At 65.8% G+C, this 16,079-nt stretch carries 13 protein-coding genes and 1 tRNA gene; 6 read left to right on the top strand and 8 right to left on the bottom strand.

Features of this window, described 5'->3' with window-relative positions:
* Positions 1-300 precede the first annotated feature (300 nt).
* The 3 genes from AC4ELH_RS05625 to AC4ELH_RS05615 all read left to right on the top strand — a co-directional run bounded on the left by AC4ELH_RS05625 (position 301) and on the right by AC4ELH_RS05615 (position 3,638).
* Positions 301-1,731: a TIGR00366 family protein gene (locus AC4ELH_RS05625; RefSeq protein ID WP_064878854.1), complete on the top strand. Its 1,431-nt coding sequence runs from the start codon at positions 301-303 to the stop codon at positions 1,729-1,731.
* Between the two features lie 74 nt (positions 1,732-1,805).
* Positions 1,806-2,873 (top strand): class I SAM-dependent methyltransferase, encoded by a 1,068-nt coding sequence (locus AC4ELH_RS05620; protein WP_498883440.1) that lies wholly within the window; start codon positions 1,806-1,808, stop codon positions 2,871-2,873.
* Between the two features lie 9 nt (positions 2,874-2,882).
* Positions 2,883-3,638 carry a hypothetical protein gene (locus AC4ELH_RS05615; protein ID WP_498883439.1) on the top strand — a complete coding sequence of 252 codons (756 nt, stop codon included), beginning with the start codon at positions 2,883-2,885 and terminating at the stop codon, positions 3,636-3,638.
* 27 nt (positions 3,639-3,665) lie between these two features.
* On the opposite strand, the gene AC4ELH_RS05610 is transcribed toward AC4ELH_RS05615, so the two are convergent.
* From AC4ELH_RS05610 to AC4ELH_RS05575, 8 genes are all read right to left on the bottom strand, one after another.
* Positions 3,666-3,863: a hypothetical protein gene (locus AC4ELH_RS05610; protein ID WP_498883438.1), complete on the bottom strand. Its 198-nt coding sequence runs from the start codon at positions 3,861-3,863 to the stop codon at positions 3,666-3,668.
* A 43-nt stretch (positions 3,864-3,906) separates the two neighbouring features.
* Positions 3,907-3,983, bottom strand: a tRNA-Met gene (locus AC4ELH_RS05605).
* 84 nt (positions 3,984-4,067) lie between these two features.
* The gene (locus AC4ELH_RS05600; RefSeq protein WP_498883437.1) at positions 4,068-5,462 is read right to left on the bottom strand and encodes an FAD-binding oxidoreductase; all 1,395 of its coding nucleotides are present in this window, start codon (positions 5,460-5,462) and stop codon (positions 4,068-4,070) included.
* A gap of 129 nt (positions 5,463-5,591) precedes the next feature.
* Positions 5,592-6,122 carry a hypothetical protein gene (locus AC4ELH_RS05595; protein WP_498883436.1) on the bottom strand — a complete coding sequence of 177 codons (531 nt, stop codon included), beginning with the start codon at positions 6,120-6,122 and terminating at the stop codon, positions 5,592-5,594.
* Positions 6,119-7,294, bottom strand: coding sequence for a type VII secretion target (locus tag AC4ELH_RS05590; protein ID WP_498883435.1), 1,176 nt, complete (start codon positions 7,292-7,294; stop codon positions 6,119-6,121). The genes AC4ELH_RS05595 and AC4ELH_RS05590 overlap by 4 nt, the downstream gene beginning before the upstream one ends.
* Before the next feature lie 25 nt (positions 7,295-7,319).
* Positions 7,320-7,841, bottom strand: coding sequence for a WXG100 family type VII secretion target (locus AC4ELH_RS05585; protein ID WP_064878844.1), 522 nt, complete (start codon positions 7,839-7,841; stop codon positions 7,320-7,322).
* 168 nt (positions 7,842-8,009) lie between these two features.
* A complete protein-coding gene (locus AC4ELH_RS05580; protein ID WP_463790027.1) occupies positions 8,010-11,018 on the bottom strand; it encodes a UPF0182 family protein in 3,009 nt (1,002 codons plus the stop codon).
* A 98-nt stretch (positions 11,019-11,116) separates the two neighbouring features.
* Positions 11,117-12,145, bottom strand: coding sequence for a YlbL family protein (locus AC4ELH_RS05575; protein WP_448442683.1), 1,029 nt, complete (start codon positions 12,143-12,145; stop codon positions 11,117-11,119).
* 91 nt (positions 12,146-12,236) lie between these two features.
* Here AC4ELH_RS05575 and AC4ELH_RS05570 point away from each other — a divergent pair, with 91 nt between their 5' ends.
* From AC4ELH_RS05570 to AC4ELH_RS05560, 3 genes are all read left to right on the top strand, one after another.
* A complete protein-coding gene (locus AC4ELH_RS05570; RefSeq protein ID WP_498883434.1) occupies positions 12,237-13,685 on the top strand; it encodes a zinc-dependent metalloprotease in 1,449 nt (482 codons plus the stop codon).
* 61 nt (positions 13,686-13,746) lie between these two features.
* Entirely contained in the window at positions 13,747-14,598 is an 852-nt protein-coding gene (locus AC4ELH_RS05565; protein ID WP_498883433.1) for a cyclodehydratase, read from the top strand.
* 42 nt (positions 14,599-14,640) lie between these two features.
* The gene (locus AC4ELH_RS05560; RefSeq protein WP_064878835.1) at positions 14,641-15,975 is read left to right on the top strand and encodes a macrolide-binding ATPase MABP-1; all 1,335 of its coding nucleotides are present in this window, start codon (positions 14,641-14,643) and stop codon (positions 15,973-15,975) included.
* The last annotated feature ends 104 nt before the right edge of the window (positions 15,976-16,079 follow it).

Here is a 16,079-nt window from a genome sequence, read left to right as displayed (position 1 = left end):
GACATCAGGGAAACCGATTTTTTGCTGTGGTTGACCGGCGCCGGCAGTGCTCGCCCATCGAGCCGCCTCGAAACACGGCAGCAGACGAGCGCAGCCACGCCGCACGAAGCGCTGGGCCAGTGCGATATTCGCACCGAGTGGGCACCATCCACCCGGCAGTTCGTCGGCGAGTGGACTCTGTCGATCCGTCCCGGCCAACCGCCCACTGCGGAGTGCTCCAAAGACTAGAGTCCGTGCCGAACCGCGGCGGCTGCTGCCGACGGCGGCAGCGATGGGGCACCAAAACGGCGAGGTGGATCAATGACCACGAGCGAAGAACCGCGGACCAAGCGCCGCGGAATCATGCAGTCCCTCACCGGGCTGTGTGTCCGCTATGTCGAGCGTCTGATGCCCGACCCATACCTGTTCGCGGTCATCCTGACCCTCATCGTCGCCGGACTGGTCGCCTTCCTCGTACACGGTGCAACGCCCGACGGCATGCTCAAGGCGTGGTACGGCGGCGTGTGGGGATCGCAGAACATCTTCACGTTCGCGTTCCAGATGGTTCTGATCCTGGTGACGGGTTACACCCTCGCCGAGGCGCCGATTCTGAAGCGGGCCATCGTCGCCATCGCCGCCAAACCGAACAACCAGGTTCAGGGCGCCTTCCTCTGTTTCGGCGTGAGCGCTGTTCTCTCCCTGCTGAACTGGGGACTCGGGTTGGTGGCCGGCGCGCTGGTCGCCCGCCAGGTCGCGAAGCGATTCACCGACGCGCATTTCGGCTACCTCATCGCGGCGGCGTTCATGGGCTTCATCGTGTGGACGCAGGGGCTCTCGTCGTCGATCGCCCTGGCGAACACGGACAGCAGCAGCCCGATCAACGTGATCCACAAGATCACCGGCGTCACCGTGCCGCTGAGCCAGACGATTTTCCAGCCCTACAGCTGGCTGTCGGTGATCGTCGTGCTGGCGCTGCTCGCGCTCGCCATCTGGCGGATGGAACCGACACAGAGCCTCGCACCCGATCCCGCGGTGTTCGAGGACGAGGATGCGCCCGAGGACGTGGGCGGATCGGCCGCTTCGCCGGCGGAAGGCAAGAAGACGTTCGCCGAATGGCTGGAAAACCTGTGGATCCTCAACGTCCTGGTATTCGCCGCGGGCATCGCCTATTTCATCCTCAGCGGCTTCGCACTGAACATCTCGTCGATGATCATGCTGTTCACCATCACCAGTGCGTTGCTGCACCGGACACCGATCCGGTTCATCCGGGCCTTCACCGGTGCTGCCAAGGTGTCCGGCCCACTGCTCCTGCAGTACCCGCTGTACGGCGGTCTGGTCGGCTTGCTGGGCTATCAGGCGGTGGAGGGTGCCAAACCGCTGCAGACCCTGCTGGCCGAGGCGTTCGTGAACGGCGCGTCCCAGTACACGCTGCCGTTCCTGACCTTCATCGGCTCATTGATCATCAGCCTGTTCGTGCCGTCGGGCGGTGGGCACTGGGCGGTACAGGGCCCGATCGCCGTCGATTCGGCGCTGGCGATCGGTCAGGACTCACCGGCGTACCTGGGTTTGATCTCCATGGCGGTGGCCGTCGGCGAGGGCGTGGCGAACATGATCCAGCCGTTCTGGCTACTGCCCCTGCTGGCGATTGCGAAACTCAATGTCCGTCAGGTGATGGGCTTTACGGTCGTCGCGTTCCTGATCGGAGTCGTGGTCCTGGGCGCCACCACGCTCATTGCGCCGTACGTGATCTGAAGTCGGTGTCACAAACAAAAATCGAGTAGTGCACTACTGCATACTGCACTGCAGCGTCACGCAAGTATCGGCCCATGACAATCACGGACGCGGCGCCGCACAATGGGAGCGCTCCCACATTCCTGGTATCCGCCAACGATGCACCACATCCCTTGGCCCTCATCGCAGCCCGTTTCAAAGAAGCGATGTTGGCCGCGGACAAGCTGATCATCGACGGCCGTGCCACACCCGATGAGGCACAGGCCCATGTTTCGTCCGCCTGCAATGCCCTCTCCGACCAGATCCACCTCCACTTGCGGCCGGGTAACCCCGGCGTCGACGAGATGGGGGCATTCATACACGCGGAGACCTACCCGTACCTGGGGCTGAGCACCCTGATCGACCGCTCCTACACCAAACCGCGGGGCTATGCCGGGGACTATCTGACGTTGCAGATGGTCTACGACGACCAACCGGACGGGGTACGCAGGCTCGGTCCCTACATCGACCGGTGGTTTCTCGACATACCGGCCTCGCGCGCCGTGAAGAATCGTCGACAGCTGCTGCGCGACACCATCATCGACACTGCGCGGGCCTGCAACGATAGACGGGCTGCGATAACAAGTCTGGCCTGCGGGCCCGCCCGGGAGATCTTCGACATCTTCTCCGAGCCAGACCACCCGGACATCACCGCTACCTGTCTGGACATCGACGACCAGGCATTGGCCTACGCACAGAGCCTCGCAGACAGTGCCGGTGTGACCGGAAGAGTTACGTTCGTTCAAGCCAACGTCGTCAAACTAGCGCTGGGACGTCAAACTCTGACGTTGGGCGATCAGGATCTGGTGTATTCGATTGGCCTCATCGACTATCTGGCCGATCACCTCGTCATCAGACTGCTCGACTGGATCTACCGCCACCTGCGTCCAGGTGGCACGGCGATTGTCGGGAACTTCGATGTCGACAATCCGGACCGGGCGTTCATGGACCACCTGCTGGACTGGAGGCTGATTCACCGGTCGCCGCAAGACTTGGCAGATCTGTTCGCACGATCGGAGTTCGGGCACGCGCCGGTCGAGATTCGTCGCGAAGCCACGGGGATCAACCTGTTCGCTTCGGCTACCCGGCCGAAACCATCACCCGCAGTTACTTCACAGGCTTAGGGTCGCGACATGCGGGAGTCAGCCGTGATACGCCGAATAGCCTCGGTAACTGTCGTCGTGTCGATGATCGGCGTGGGTACGGCGTGCCACTCCGGCGGTTCGGGCAACTCCAGCAGTCCGGCTCCGACCACCAGCGCATCGGCCAACGTCGCGCCGTTCAGCGGATTCATCGAAGCCGTCAACGGCGCCAAAGGGCCCGTCACTTACCGGGCGGAGCTCCCTCAGCTGCGCGACGGAGACGCAACGGCCCGCGACGAGTTCAACACCGGGATGCGCGCGGCCCTCGCCGAATACCTCACACCGCCCGACGACAACCACCCGGTGACGGTCGCGCCCGGCGTCATCGATGAAGACAAGCGCAGCGAGGTGTCCCACATCGGTTTCGGCGCGGTGGCCGGCGTGCTGCTGCTCAACATCTTCGTCGACCATGCAGCGCACCCGTTCAACACCGTGTCCACGAAGGTGATCGACGTCCACACGGCGAAGCCGATCCTGATCACCGATCTGTTCACCGACCAGACTGCCGGACTGACCGCGTTGGTCGACGGCATCAAGGCCGAGATGGCCGACGAGGAGAAGTTGGCCAATCAGCCCGCGCCGGCCCCGGTCGCCGATCAACTCGGCAATTGGGTACCCGACGACGACGGACTGGTTGTCTACGTTTCGGTCGCCCACGTACTCGGCGACTACTACCCGGTGACCGTGCACTGGGACGCCGTCGCGGGCGTGCTCGCGCCGGGGATGCGGGACACGCTGACGAAATAGCCTGCGGTCACGTCTCGTTTCGTTGGATCAGGCAGGTGCGACGAGCTGGGTGATCTCGCTTGGCGTCGTTTGAATTGGCCCGCTTCCGGCGTTGACGACGGTGTATTTGACGTCGCTGGTGATCTCCCATTGCGTGGTGCACGTCGCGGGGTCGACGGCTCGTGCCCACGTGTGGGAGTTCAGATCTCCACCGACAAGCACTGTCGATCCGCGTTCCCAATCCATAGAAAATGGCCCTCGGAGATAATCTCCGAGGGCCATTTCCTCTTGGTAGCGGGGACAGGATTCGAACCTGCGACCTCTGGGTTATGAGCCCAGCGAGCTACCGAGCTGCTCCACCCCGCGTTGCGAATACAAGGTTACCGGGGTCTTACGTCGAGCTCCAAATCGAGTGCTCAGAGAGGTTTCCTGCCCGAAAACGACCGGAAATCAGCCCACAAAACGCACCACCTGACCGCACCGGAACACCCCGGCCGGGTCGTGCCGGTCGGCCAGTGCGGCCAACCAGTGCCGGGTGTCCTCGTCATAGACGCGGGCGGCCCGCCCGGCGTCCTCGGACGGTGCGAAATTGGCGAGCTGGCCGCCGCTGGACCATGGCGACAGGGCCACGATGAGCGCGCCGGCCTGCGGCACCACGGCATCGGCCATCGGGGGCACGAGGACCCCGATGGTGCTCACCGCGAAAGCGGCGTCGCGATGGCAGAACGCGCTGCGGTGCCGTCCCTCACGGGCCAGCGCCCCGCCCAGCATCCGGACTTCCACAATCGTCTGCACCGAGCCCGAATCAGGCCCGGCCGCGGCCAGCAGCACCTCGACCGTCTCCGCGGTCAGTTCCCGCAACAGCGTGTGGTGCTCGAAGATCGGCATCGGATCCACCGGGTCGGCGTGCACGGCGCCGATGGCGGCATAGGGCATCACCGCGACGGTATCGAGCACCGGGGTCGAGACTGCGCGCATCGGCGCCAGCAACCGCTCGGCCTCGGCGAAATCGCCGACGGCCGCGTACCGCACCGCCACGGTCAGGCGGCCGGCCAACGGTTCCGGAACGCCGGGCATCGGCGGGAGCTGTTGCAGTGCAATGGATGTCGATACCGACTCCGGCAGGTCGGCACACCAGCCCGCCCACTCGCGGAGGACAACGCCGGCGTCTGCGCCGTCGAAATACACCGCGCCACCATAGAACTCGGCGATCGGCAGCAGATCGATCTCGACCGAGGTGACGATACCCAGCGTGGACTTTCCGCCGCGCAGCCCCCAGAACAACTCCGCGTTCTCCTCCGGCGTGGCGCGCAGCAACTCGCCCGCCCCGGTGACCAACTCGAACGACCGCACGTAGTCCGACGACAACCCGAAAGTGCGGACCAACGGCCCGATGCCTGCGCCGGTGAGAAATCCCACCACGCCGACGCTGGGGGCCGAACCGCCCAGCCCGGCCAGACCGTGCGGGGCGGCCGCGTCGAGCACCTGCTGCCACGTGGCCCCGGCCGCCACCCGCGCGGTACGCGCCACGGGATCGACGGTGACACCGGTCATCTCAGAGGTCAGCACCAGGATCGTGTCGGGGGCCACCACCATGGCGCCGTGGCCGGTGGCCTGGACGGCGACCCGGTAGCCTCTGGCCGCCGCGAAGCCCACGGTGTTGGCGATGTCGTAGGCGGTGGCCGCCAGCACCACCGCGGCAGGCTCGACAACGGCCGCCGCATTCCACGGGGTGGCCCGTTCATAGCCGGCTTCCCCAGGTAGGGCCACGGGGGCGGCGACGTGGGCTCGCAGGCCCTTCAACGCGTCGTCCAGGCCGTCGTGGGCGACATCGGTCAGGGTCATCGGGGTCCTCTCAAGATGAGCGCAGAAAGTCGTGCAAGATACTCGCCACACAGCATCGCCTAGCCGACTTGGCGTTGACTTGGCGGCCAGTTCAGAGAGGCAGTGGCGCGGCAGTAGACCTGAGCCGCATCACTTCTTTTGCGGCGTACACACCCCCGCGAACTCCTTGCCTTCTTTCTCCGCCACACCCGCGGCGTCGAGCCAACCGACGCCTTCGAAGTAGAAGGTGTCGGCCGGGTGACTGTCAGATCCGGCGACGATCTCGGCCGTCCGAGCGGTCGCGGGATACCCCCCGGGTGTGGACTGCACATTGAGGAACAAATATTCTTCTGTGCGCCAATCGAAGTCAGGCGGCGGCGCTTCCGTCACGGTCAGACCCGGATAGGGTCCGCCGACGGTGAACCGGTCGAGAGTCGCCGTACCGGAGGGATCGGTCAACACGAGCTTCGGGCCGAATCCGAACCCGACCTCCGCCGACCGCACCCCGGCGCAGCCCGGCGGCATCCAGATCTCCAGCTTGCCGTCGGTGACCCGGGCACCGAACGCCGGTCGCATCGGGGCGGCGAACGGGGCATCCGACCACGGGCGGTCCCCGGTCCGGCAAGCGGTGAGCCCCGCCGCCACCAGCAGCGTCAACAGCACGGCCAGCCAGGACCTCACGAATAACCCCCGTCGGACAAGCCGGCATCGCGTTCCAGCGGGTTGATGCCGGTCTTCTGTTCGATGATCGCACCCAGCCCGTAATCCCGTGCCATCCAGGCGAATCCCTTCTGGGCCCACTGTTCGGAATGGCGCTCCTCGTGGTGCAACAGGCGGTCGAGGTCGAGGGTGCTCTGGAACGGCACACCGCTGTCATCCTGTCCCCAGTTGGCCCCCGATTGGATGATCTGGCTCAGCTGAGCAGCCGGATCCTTGGATCCGTCGATGTTCATCACGAACACGTCGCCGTAGGTTGTACCGCCGTGGACGCCGATCTTGTCCATCACCGGCCCGCCCAACCCCATCAGCATGCCGTTGGGTGTCGTGGCCAACGATCCCCCGCCGCCCTTGTCGAAAATCTGGTCATAGCTCCAGGAGTTCGCGTTCTGTCGGTCGATGATGCGCTGCACCTCGGAAGCCGAGTAGGGCGTTTCCTCGAAATCGTTGTGAACGTCGTCGGCGGTGCCCACTTTCCCGTCCGCACCGGCCTCGGCGGCGTCGTAGTCGGTGCCGGCGTTGAGGATGTAGGTCATCACCACGGCCTTCTTCGCGTCCTCCTTGCTGGTACCGGGCGGCAGGATGAAGAACGACTTGCCGTCCTTGTCCTTGACCTCCTGCAGTCCGTTGAGCACGTCGAACGACTGCGGGGTGATGTTCTGTGCCCGGGCGATGTCGACCATGGTCTGCGGGTCGACCCCGTGCTTGGACGCATTCTCCAGCCACTGAGCGTATTTGGATCCTGGCACCACCGGGCCGGTGAGAAGCCCGGCATCACGCAACGCTTTCTCGTAATCAGTGACCGGCGGATGCTCACCGGCGTCGGGCAGCTCGGCCGTCCCGGTGAAGTCGATGCGTTCGGCCGCCTCGTCATCCCCGCGCTCGTAACGGTCGGCGGCCACCCGGAGCTTCTGCGCGTACACCGTCACATCGCCGCCCAGCATCTTGGCCTGCTCGGTGAGTGCGGATCCCACCGTCCCGCATGCCGCCCCGACCGCCAGCGAGGGCATCGCCCCGGCGGCACCGGAGATGACCGGACCGGCGCGATTGCCGCTGACGCCATGGCCCGCGGTGTCGAAGGTGGACGCCGTCTCCCGCATCGTCTGTTCATCGACGTAGAGCGTGGCGTCACTCATGTCACGCAGCCGACGGCCCGAGGCTTCATTTCACGAGCCCCTTGTTGATCCGGTCCATCTTGCTGGCCGTCGACTTGTCCGCCGCGTCGAATTCGGCCAACGCGGTCTGAATGGACGTCTGCAACGCCAGCCGACGCATCCCCCACTTCAGGGCCAGTACCGGATAGACCGCCACCAGGGCCTTCAGCCGCCATCCCAGCGAGACCCGGCCCTCGTCGGAGATGTCGAACAGGTCCGCCTCCGGACTCGACACCAGATCCGACACCCGGGTGCGGATGCTGCCGAGCTCCGCACCACCGGAGGACATCGCGGTGTGCAGCAACTTGAGCCTGTCGCGGTAGAGCTCCTGATCGCCGAACATCTCGGTGGCGTGGCCCTGCGCGGTGTCGGACGCGGTGCCGCGCCAGTCCGACGCCAACCGGGTCAACTGCAGGCGCTCGCGGGCGATCTGATTGTCGATGTCACCCGCTGCCGAGGCCACATCACCGGCGGCCGACACCAGTTGCTCGGGATGGCTGCCCAGCACTTGCGAAATCGTCACCGCCACCAGCGACTCCCCACCGCCAACCGCCCACCGAGTACTGGTCCATTGTCACCCACCGGAGCGGCCCGGTGATGCACCAATATTCGGCGCGGCAACTACCACGAGAAGACGCGTAGGTACCCGAAATCCCGAGATCTGCGGTACCTACGCGTCTTTTCGCGTGCGTTAGGGCTACTTGGCGGTATTGAACTTGTTCATCGCATCGTTCAAGCGCTGCAACGCCTGCCCGTACTTACCGAAGTCGCCACTGCGCTGTGCATCCTGTGCCTCCGACAGCGCCGACTCGACGTCCTTGAGCGCCGCGGACTTGGCCGGCGACAGCTGCACCGGCTCACCTGGCGGCACTGCGGCGGCCGGCGGTGGGACCGCCTGGGGCGCCTGGCCGTCGGCATTGGCCGGTGGCGGCGCCGCCGGTGCCGCTTCCGGCGTCGCGGCAGACTGCGGCTTGCCGTCGGTGGGGGCCACATTGGTGGCGGTGGCGCCGGCACCCGGCCCGAACAGCTCGGTCAGCGCGGCACCGACGGTCGGGCCGTAACCCACCTTGTCGCCGTAGAGCATGGCCACCCGGATCAACCGCGGATAGGTCGAGGCTGCGTCACTGGTTCCCGGTGACGCGTAAACCGGTGCCACATAAAGCAATCCACCGTCGGCCACCGGCAGGGTCAACAGGTTGCCCCACCGGATCCGGTTCAGGTTGTCGCGTCCGATCACACCGAGGTCCTGCGTCACCGCGGTGTCGGTACTGATCGCGTTGAACGCCTGCTTGGGACCCTTGACCTCGCCCGGGATCGTCAGCACGGTGATCTTGCCGTAGGTCGCCGGGTCCGAGCTGGCGCTGACATAGGCCGCCAAGAACTCGCGCTGCAGCCAGTTCAATGCACTGGTCAACTGGAACGACGCCGAACCATTGTTGTTCACCAGGTCTTTGGCGACGATGTAGAACGGCGGCTGATAGCTGCTTGCCGTCGGGTTGGGATCGAGCGGCACATTCCAGAAGTCGGCGTTGGTGAAGAACTTCACCGGGTCGTCGACGTGGTACTTGGTCAGCAGCGACCGCTGAACCTTGAACAGATCCTCGGGATAACGCAGGTGCGCCTGCAGTTCCGGAGAGATGTCCGCCTTCGGCTTGACCGTGCCGGGGAACACGCTCATCCAGGCCTTGAGCACCGGATCCTGCTCGTCCTGGGCGTACAGCGTGACCGTGCCGTCGTACGCATCGACGGTGGCCTTGACCGAGTTGCGGATGTAGGACACCTGCTTGTCCGGTGCCAGTCGGTTGACCGCCACCTCGTTCGAATCGGCCGTCGCACTCGACAACGTCGTCAACTCCGAATACGGATAGTTGTCCAGCGTGGTGTAGCCGTCGACGATCCAGACCATTCGCTTGTTGACGATCGCCGGGTACACGGATGTGTCGGTGGTCAGCCACGGCGCCACCGCCTCCACCCGCTCGGCCGGATCCCGGTTGAACAGGATCTTGCTGTTCTCACCGATCACGTTGGACAGCAGGAAGTTCCGCTCGGCGAACTTGGCGGCGAACACCGACCGGGCCAGCCAGTTACCGATCGGCACACCGCCGGTGCCCGAGTAAGTGTAGTTCTTGGTGTCGGTGTTGGTCTCGTAGTCGTATTCGCGGTCGACGTCACCGTTCTTGCCGACGATGGCATAGTCGGCCGCGGTATCGGCGATCACCGGCCCGAAGTACACCCGGGGCTGGTCCAGCGGTGCCGGCCCGGGCGAGACCACCTTGCCGTTGGCACCGACGACGCTGGCGAGGAACTCCGGGTAACCACCGTTCTGGTTGGGGTCGTTGGCAATACCGCGCACCGTGTTGGCCGGCGAGGCGATGAAGCCGTTGCCGTGGGTGTAGACGGTGTGCCGGTTGATCCAGTCGCGCTGGTTCTCGATCAGCCGGTCCGGATTGAGTTCGCGTGCGGCGACGACGAAGTCACGAAGACCGCCGTCGGGGCCGGCGTAGCGGTCGATGGCCAGCTGATCCGGGAAGAAGTAGAAGTTCTTACCCTGCTGGAACTGGGTGAACGCGGGGCTGACGATCGTCGGATCGAGCAACCGGATGTTCGACGTGGTCGCCCGGTCCGCAGCGACCTGCGCAGCGGTGGTCTGACCGTTGCTCTCGTAATTGCGGTACGTCACCGTGTCGTCGGTGAGCCCGTAGGCCTGCCGGGTCGCGGTGATACTGCGGCTGATGTACTCGCTCTCCTTCTGCGCGGCGTTGGGCTTGACGCTGAACTGCTCGACGATCAGCGGCCACCCTGCACCGACCACCATCGAGCTCAGCAGCAACAGCACCACGCCGATGGCCGGAATCCGCAAATCACGCAGCACGATCGCCGAGAACACCGCCACCGCGCAGATCAGGGCGATCGCCAGCAGGATCAGCTTGGCAGGCAGCACGGCGTTGATATCGGTGTAGCCCGCACCGGTGAACGGCTTGCCGGCGCGGGTATTGCTCAGCAACTCGTAGCGGTCCAGCCAGTACGCGAATGCCTTGAGCAGGATCAGGAAGCCGACCAGGCTGATCAGCTGGATGCGCGCAGCGCGGCTCAGCGCTCCGCTGCGACCGGCGAGACGGATTCCGCCGAACACATAGTGCCCCAGCAGATTCGCGACGAACGCCAGGAAGGTCGCGACGAACAGATACGTCAGGACCAGCCGATAGAACGGCAGGTCGAACGCGTAGAAGCCCAGATCCCGACCGAACTGAGGATCGGTGATCCCGAAGTCACTGCCGTGCAGGAACAACTGCACGCGCACCCAGTAGCTCTGCGCGATGACACCGGCCAGCAGGCCGATGAAGACCGGCACCCCGATCCCGAACAAGCGCAGCCGGGCCAACACGGTGGTCCGGTAACGCGCCACCGGATCGTTCGGGCCCGCCGCCGGGACGAACACCGGACGGGTGCGATAGGCCAGGGCCAGGCCGGCGAACACCACCAGACCGATGAGCAGGCCGACCACGAGGAACACGATGAGCCGGGTGGCCAGCACTGTGGTGAACACCGAGCGGTACCCCAGCTCGCCGAACCACAACCAGTCGACATAGCCGTCGACGACCCGAGGTCCGATCAACAGCGCCAGCACTACCACCAGTGCCAGGCCGATCAGTACCCGGCTACGTCGCGTCAGCTTCGGCATCCTCGCCGCGGGCCGCATCCCCACTCGTGAACTCCCGTTTCAGCCTCGGTGGACTCGTGGCATGCCCGACGGGGCCGCCCGATTTTCTACAACTCTAGTCATCCACAGGCTGCGCGCGGGTTTCAGCAACGAGGCGGTTCGCCACCGGCAGAAATCGTGTGCAATGCATCGACGGCGTGGGTCAAGGTGTCCACCTTCACCAACTCCATGCCGTCCTGGGGCGCAGAACGTGCCTCGGTGCAGTTGTCGGCCGGCACCAGGAACACCGTGGCGCCCGCTTCCTTGGCCGCCAGCATCTTGTGCGTGATGCCACCGATGGACCCGACCTTGCCCTCACCGGTGATGGTTCCGGTGCCCGCGATGAACTTGCCGTCGTTGAGATCACCGGTGCTCAGCTTGTCGACGACGGCCAAGCTGAACATCAGCCCGGCAGACGGGCCGCCGATGTTGGCCAGGTTGAAGTCGATGGCGAACGGGGCCCACGGCGCATCGAGCACGCCCACGCCCAGGAACCCGTAGTCCCGATCGGGGTTGTCCCCGAGCGTGATCGTCGCGACCCCTGGCGGAGCGTTCTTGCGACGGAAGTCGATCACCAGCTGCTCGCCCGGCTTGGTCTTCTTCAAGATGGCCTGGAACTCGTCGAGGTTGGCCACCGGTACCCCGTTCACGCCGTCGATCGCGTCACCGTCGCGCAGCTTGCCCGCCGAGGGACCCGGATCGGTGACGCTCTGCACGGTCACCGCCACGGGGTACTTCAGGAACGACAGCGCCGCGTACTCGGCGCTGTCCTCGGACCTCTTGAAATCCGAGTTGTTGGCCTCGTCGATCTCGTTCTTGGATTTGTCCGGCGGGTACACGAGATCGCGCGGCACCAGTTGCTCACGGCCCGACATCCACAACGCCATCGCCTGGCCCAGGGTCAGGCCGTCACGCTGGGACACCGTGGTCATGTTCAGGTGCCCCGCCGTGGGGTGGACGTGTGCATCGGGGCCTTGGATGTCGACGACCTGCTTGCCCTCGACCTCGCCCAGGGTGTTGAACGTCGGACCCGGCCCCAACGAGACGAAGGGCACCGTCACCACCGACAGCAGGACGCCGAACGCCAAAATCGGCACCAGCGCAACCAGCAGCGTCAAAATCCGCCTGTTCACGCCGCCCACAGTAAAGCCTGAACCATCGTGTTCACCCACAGCGTGACCCACAGGCACACCCGGGCACCCCGTCATGAGTACCGTTGTGGGTATGGCTGACCTGCCCTTCGGCTTTTCCGCCGGGAACGACCCCGACCGAGACAAAGACAAGAAGGACCCCGATTCGGGATCCGGTTCCGGCAACTCCGGGCCAGGTCCGGGGTCGGATCCGTTCGGTTTCGGCATGGGCGGAGCCAACTTCGACATGGGCGATCTCGGGCAGATCTTCACCAAGCTCGGGGAGATGTTCAGCGGCGCAAGTGGCGCCATGGGCGGCAAACAATCCGGTCCGGTGAACTACGACCTGGCCCGGCAGTTGGCGTCCAACTCGATCGGATTCGTCGCCCCGGTGCCGGAGAAGACCGCCGGCGCGGTCGCGGACGCGGTACGCCTGGCCGAGACCTGGCTCGACGGGGTCACCCCGCTGCCCGCGGGCACCACCAGGTCGGTGGCGTGGACCCCGAGCGACTGGCTGGACAACACGCTGGACACCTGGAAGCGACTGTGTGACCCGGTGGCCGAGCAGATCTCCTCGGTGTGGGCGTCGGCGCTGCCCGAAGAGGCCAAGAGCATGGCCGGCCCGCTGCTGGCGATGATGTCGCAGATGGGCGGCATGGCGTTCGGCTCCCAACTGGGCCAGGCGCTGGGCAAGCTGTCCCGCGAGGTGCTGACCTCCACCGACGTCGGCCTGCCGCTGGGCCCCAAGGGAGTCGCGGCCCTCATGCCCGAGGCCATCGAACCTCTGGCCGAGGGGCTGGAGCGTCCGCGCAGCGAGATCCTGACCTTCCTGGCCGCCCGCGAGGCCGCCCACCACCGGCTGTTCAGCCATGTGCCGTGGCTGTCGAGCCAGCTGCTCGGCGCCGTCGAGGCCTTCGCCAAGGGCATGAAGGTCGACATGTCGGGCATCGAGGACTTCGCCCGCGGGTTCAACCCGGCCTCCCTCGGCGACCCGTCGGAGATGGAACAGCTGCTCAACCAGGGCATCTTCGAGCCCAAGGCCACACCCGAACAGGAAGCCGCGCTGGAACGGCTCGAAACCCTGCTGGCGCTCATCGAAGGCTGGGTGCAGACCGTCGTCACCGCAGCACTGGGCGATCGCATTCCCGGCACCTCCGCGCTGGCCGAAATGCTTCGCCGGCGGCGCGCCACCGGTGGACCCGCCGAGCAGACCTTCGCCACGCTCGTCGGCCTGGAATTGCGCCCCCGCAAGATGCGCGAAGCCGCGGTGTTGTGGGAACGGCTCACCGAGGCCGTCGGCACCGATGTCCGCGACAGCGTGTGGCAGCACCCCGACCTGCTGCCGAGCGCCGCCGATCTCGACGAGCCGGCCGGCTTCATCGACCGGATGGTCGGCGGCGACACCAGCGGCATCGACAGTGCCTTCGAACAGGCTCTGGCTGATCTTGAAAAAGAAGCCGACCTGGAGAAAGAGCAGCGCGAGGGTGGCGACGACGACACCAAGGATGACGACACCAAGGGCGACGGCGACAGCCAGGCCTGACCCCCGCACGGCCTGTGGATAACTGAAACGGCGGTGTCGGCCGCCGTGGCAGAGTCATCGCATGACGCGCTACGTGCTCGCCGCAGGCCGTCCGATCCTGCTGCGCCCCGACGACTCTGTTCAGTTGGGCTGGGATCCGCGGCGCGCCGTATTGGTGCGGCCGCCGGCCGGAATGAGCCAGGCGCAATTGGCCGATCTGTTGCGGGAACTGCAGGCCGGCGCCACTCACAACGAATTACTCACGGCTGCAGGAATATTCGACGATGACGCCGACGGGATCGACGAGCTCATCGGCGCCTTGACCGAAGCGGGGATGCTCACGACGCTGACGGCCGCGCCGCCACAGCCGACCCGGTCGGCCTCCATCCGCGTGCACGGCCGCGGACCGCTGTCGGAACTCCTGACCAACGGCCTGCGCTGCTCAGGCGCTCGGGTCAGGCACAGCACGCACCCCCACACCAGAAACGTCGCGGCCTCCACCGACCTCGTGGTGCTGGCCGATTACCAGATGTCCGACCCGCGGCTGCTGCAAGAACTGCATCGCGGCGGGATCGCCCACCTGCCGGTGCGGGTCCGCGACGGCGCCGGTCTGGTGGGGCCGCTGGTGGTCCCCGGCCTGACCAGCTGCCTGCACTGCGCCGATCTGCACCGCGCCGATCGCGACGCGGCGTGGCCGGCCGTGGCCACCCAGCTCAGAGGTGCCGTGGGCAGCGCCAGCCGCGCGACCATCCTGGCCACCGCCGCCCTGGCAATGCGTCAGGTCGATCTGGTGATCCGTGCCGTCAGCCATTCCGGGGATACCCAGCCTGCGCCCGAGGCGCCGCCGACACTCAACACCACACTCGAACTCGACGCCGACGGGTACGCGATCGCCGCCAGGCATTGGTCCCGTCACCCCGACTGCCCGTGTTGAAAACGAATGTTGCCAGTTAGTTGCGGCGCATTCAGGAGCATCGTGGATGATGGTCTGGTGACCGACATCAAACGGGGAAGCGTCGCACGGAATGCGAAGCTGGCCGGTCTGGCCGGCGGCATGGCCGGACGGGCAGCACTGGGCTTCGGCAAGCGTCTGACCGGCAAGTCCAAGGACGAAGTCACTGCCGAACTGATGGACAAGGCCGCTCAACAATTGTTCGCCGTGCTCGGTGAACTCAAGGGCGGAGCGATGAAGGTGGGCCAGGCACTGTCGGTGCTGGAGGCGGCCATCCCCGAGCAGTACGGCAAGCCGTACCGCGAAGCACTGACCAAACTGCAGCGCGAGGCTCCCCCGCTGCCGGCCGCCAAGGTGCACCGCGTGCTCGATGCACAGTTGGGCACCAAATGGCGGGAGCGGTTCACCTCCTTCGACGACACCCCGGTGGCCTCGGCGAGCATCGGCCAGGTGCACAAGGCGGTCTGGTCCGACGGCCGCGAGGTGGCCGTCAAAATCCAGTACCCCGGTGCCGACGAGGCACTGCGCGCGGACCTCAAGACGATCCAGCGCCTGGTCGGCGTGTTCAAGCAGCTGGCCCCCGGCGTCGACATCCAGGGCATCGTCGACGAGCTGATCGAACGCACCGACATGGAGCTGGACTACCGGCTCGAGGCAGAGAATCAGCGTGCGTTCGCCAAGGCGTACCGCGACGATCCGCACTTCCGCATTCCGGCCATCGTCGCCAGCGCACCGAAGGTCGTCATCGCCGAATGGATGGACGGCATCCCGATGTCGGTGATCATCCGCGACGGCACACCCGAACAGCGCGACCTGATGGGCACCCGACTGTCCGAACTCACCTTCGACGCGCCCAAGCGCTTGCAGATGATGCACGGCGATGCCCATCCGGGGAACTTCATGCTTCTGCCCGACGGGCGGATGGGCGTCATCGACTTCGGTGCTGTCGCGCCACTGCCCGACGGCTTCCCGACGGCGCTGGGTGAGTGCATCCGGCTGGCCCGGGACAAGAACTACGACGACCTGCTGCCCACCATGGAGGAAGCCGGTTTCATCCAGAAGGGCCAACAGGTTTCGATCGAAGAAGTCGACGACATGTTGCGCCAGTACGTCGAACCGATCGAGGTCGACGTGTTCCACTACAACCGCCGCTGGATTCAGCGGATGGCGGCCGGTCAGATGGACAACTGGGTGGCCCAGATCAGGACAGCCCGCCAGCTCGATCTGCCGCCGAACCTGGCCATTCCGCTGCGGGTGATCGCCTCGACGATCGCCATGTGCTGTCAGCTGGACGCGCATGTGCCGATGAAAGCCATTGCCACCGAACTGGTTCCGGGCTTCGCGGACGAAGCAGCCTAGAACCGTCGAGCCTGCGCTCAGGGCGCGTTCTTCTCGGCTTGGATTCAGGCGGTGGCTGCAACGAATGTGGACGGGTCTGACAGTAGTCGGTCGAGTTCTTCGGC

Source organism: Mycobacterium shunyiense (genome assembly GCF_058270075.1).
Note: the sequence above shows the minus strand (reverse complement) of the source record. Positions and strands in the feature narration are given on the sequence as shown.

Excerpts from the sequence above, each read along its gene's own strand:
- AC4ELH_RS05625 (WP_064878854.1), top strand. The coding sequence starts at position 301 with ATGACCACGAGCGAAGAACCGCGGACCAAGCGCCGCGGAATCATGCAG.
- AC4ELH_RS05620 (WP_498883440.1), top strand. The coding sequence starts at position 1,806 with ATGACAATCACGGACGCGGCGCCGCACAATGGGAGCGCTCCCACATTC.
- AC4ELH_RS05615 (WP_498883439.1), top strand. The coding sequence starts at position 2,883 with ATGCGGGAGTCAGCCGTGATACGCCGAATAGCCTCGGTAACTGTCGTC.
- AC4ELH_RS05610 (WP_498883438.1), bottom strand. The coding sequence starts at position 3,863 with ATGGATTGGGAACGCGGATCGACAGTGCTTGTCGGTGGAGATCTGAAC.
- AC4ELH_RS05600 (WP_498883437.1), bottom strand. The coding sequence starts at position 5,462 with ATGACCCTGACCGATGTCGCCCACGACGGCCTGGACGACGCGTTGAAG.
- AC4ELH_RS05590 (WP_498883435.1), bottom strand. The coding sequence starts at position 7,294 with ATGAGTGACGCCACGCTCTACGTCGATGAACAGACGATGCGGGAGACG.
- AC4ELH_RS05570 (WP_498883434.1), top strand. The coding sequence starts at position 12,237 with ATGGCTGACCTGCCCTTCGGCTTTTCCGCCGGGAACGACCCCGACCGA.
- AC4ELH_RS05565 (WP_498883433.1), top strand. The coding sequence starts at position 13,747 with ATGACGCGCTACGTGCTCGCCGCAGGCCGTCCGATCCTGCTGCGCCCC.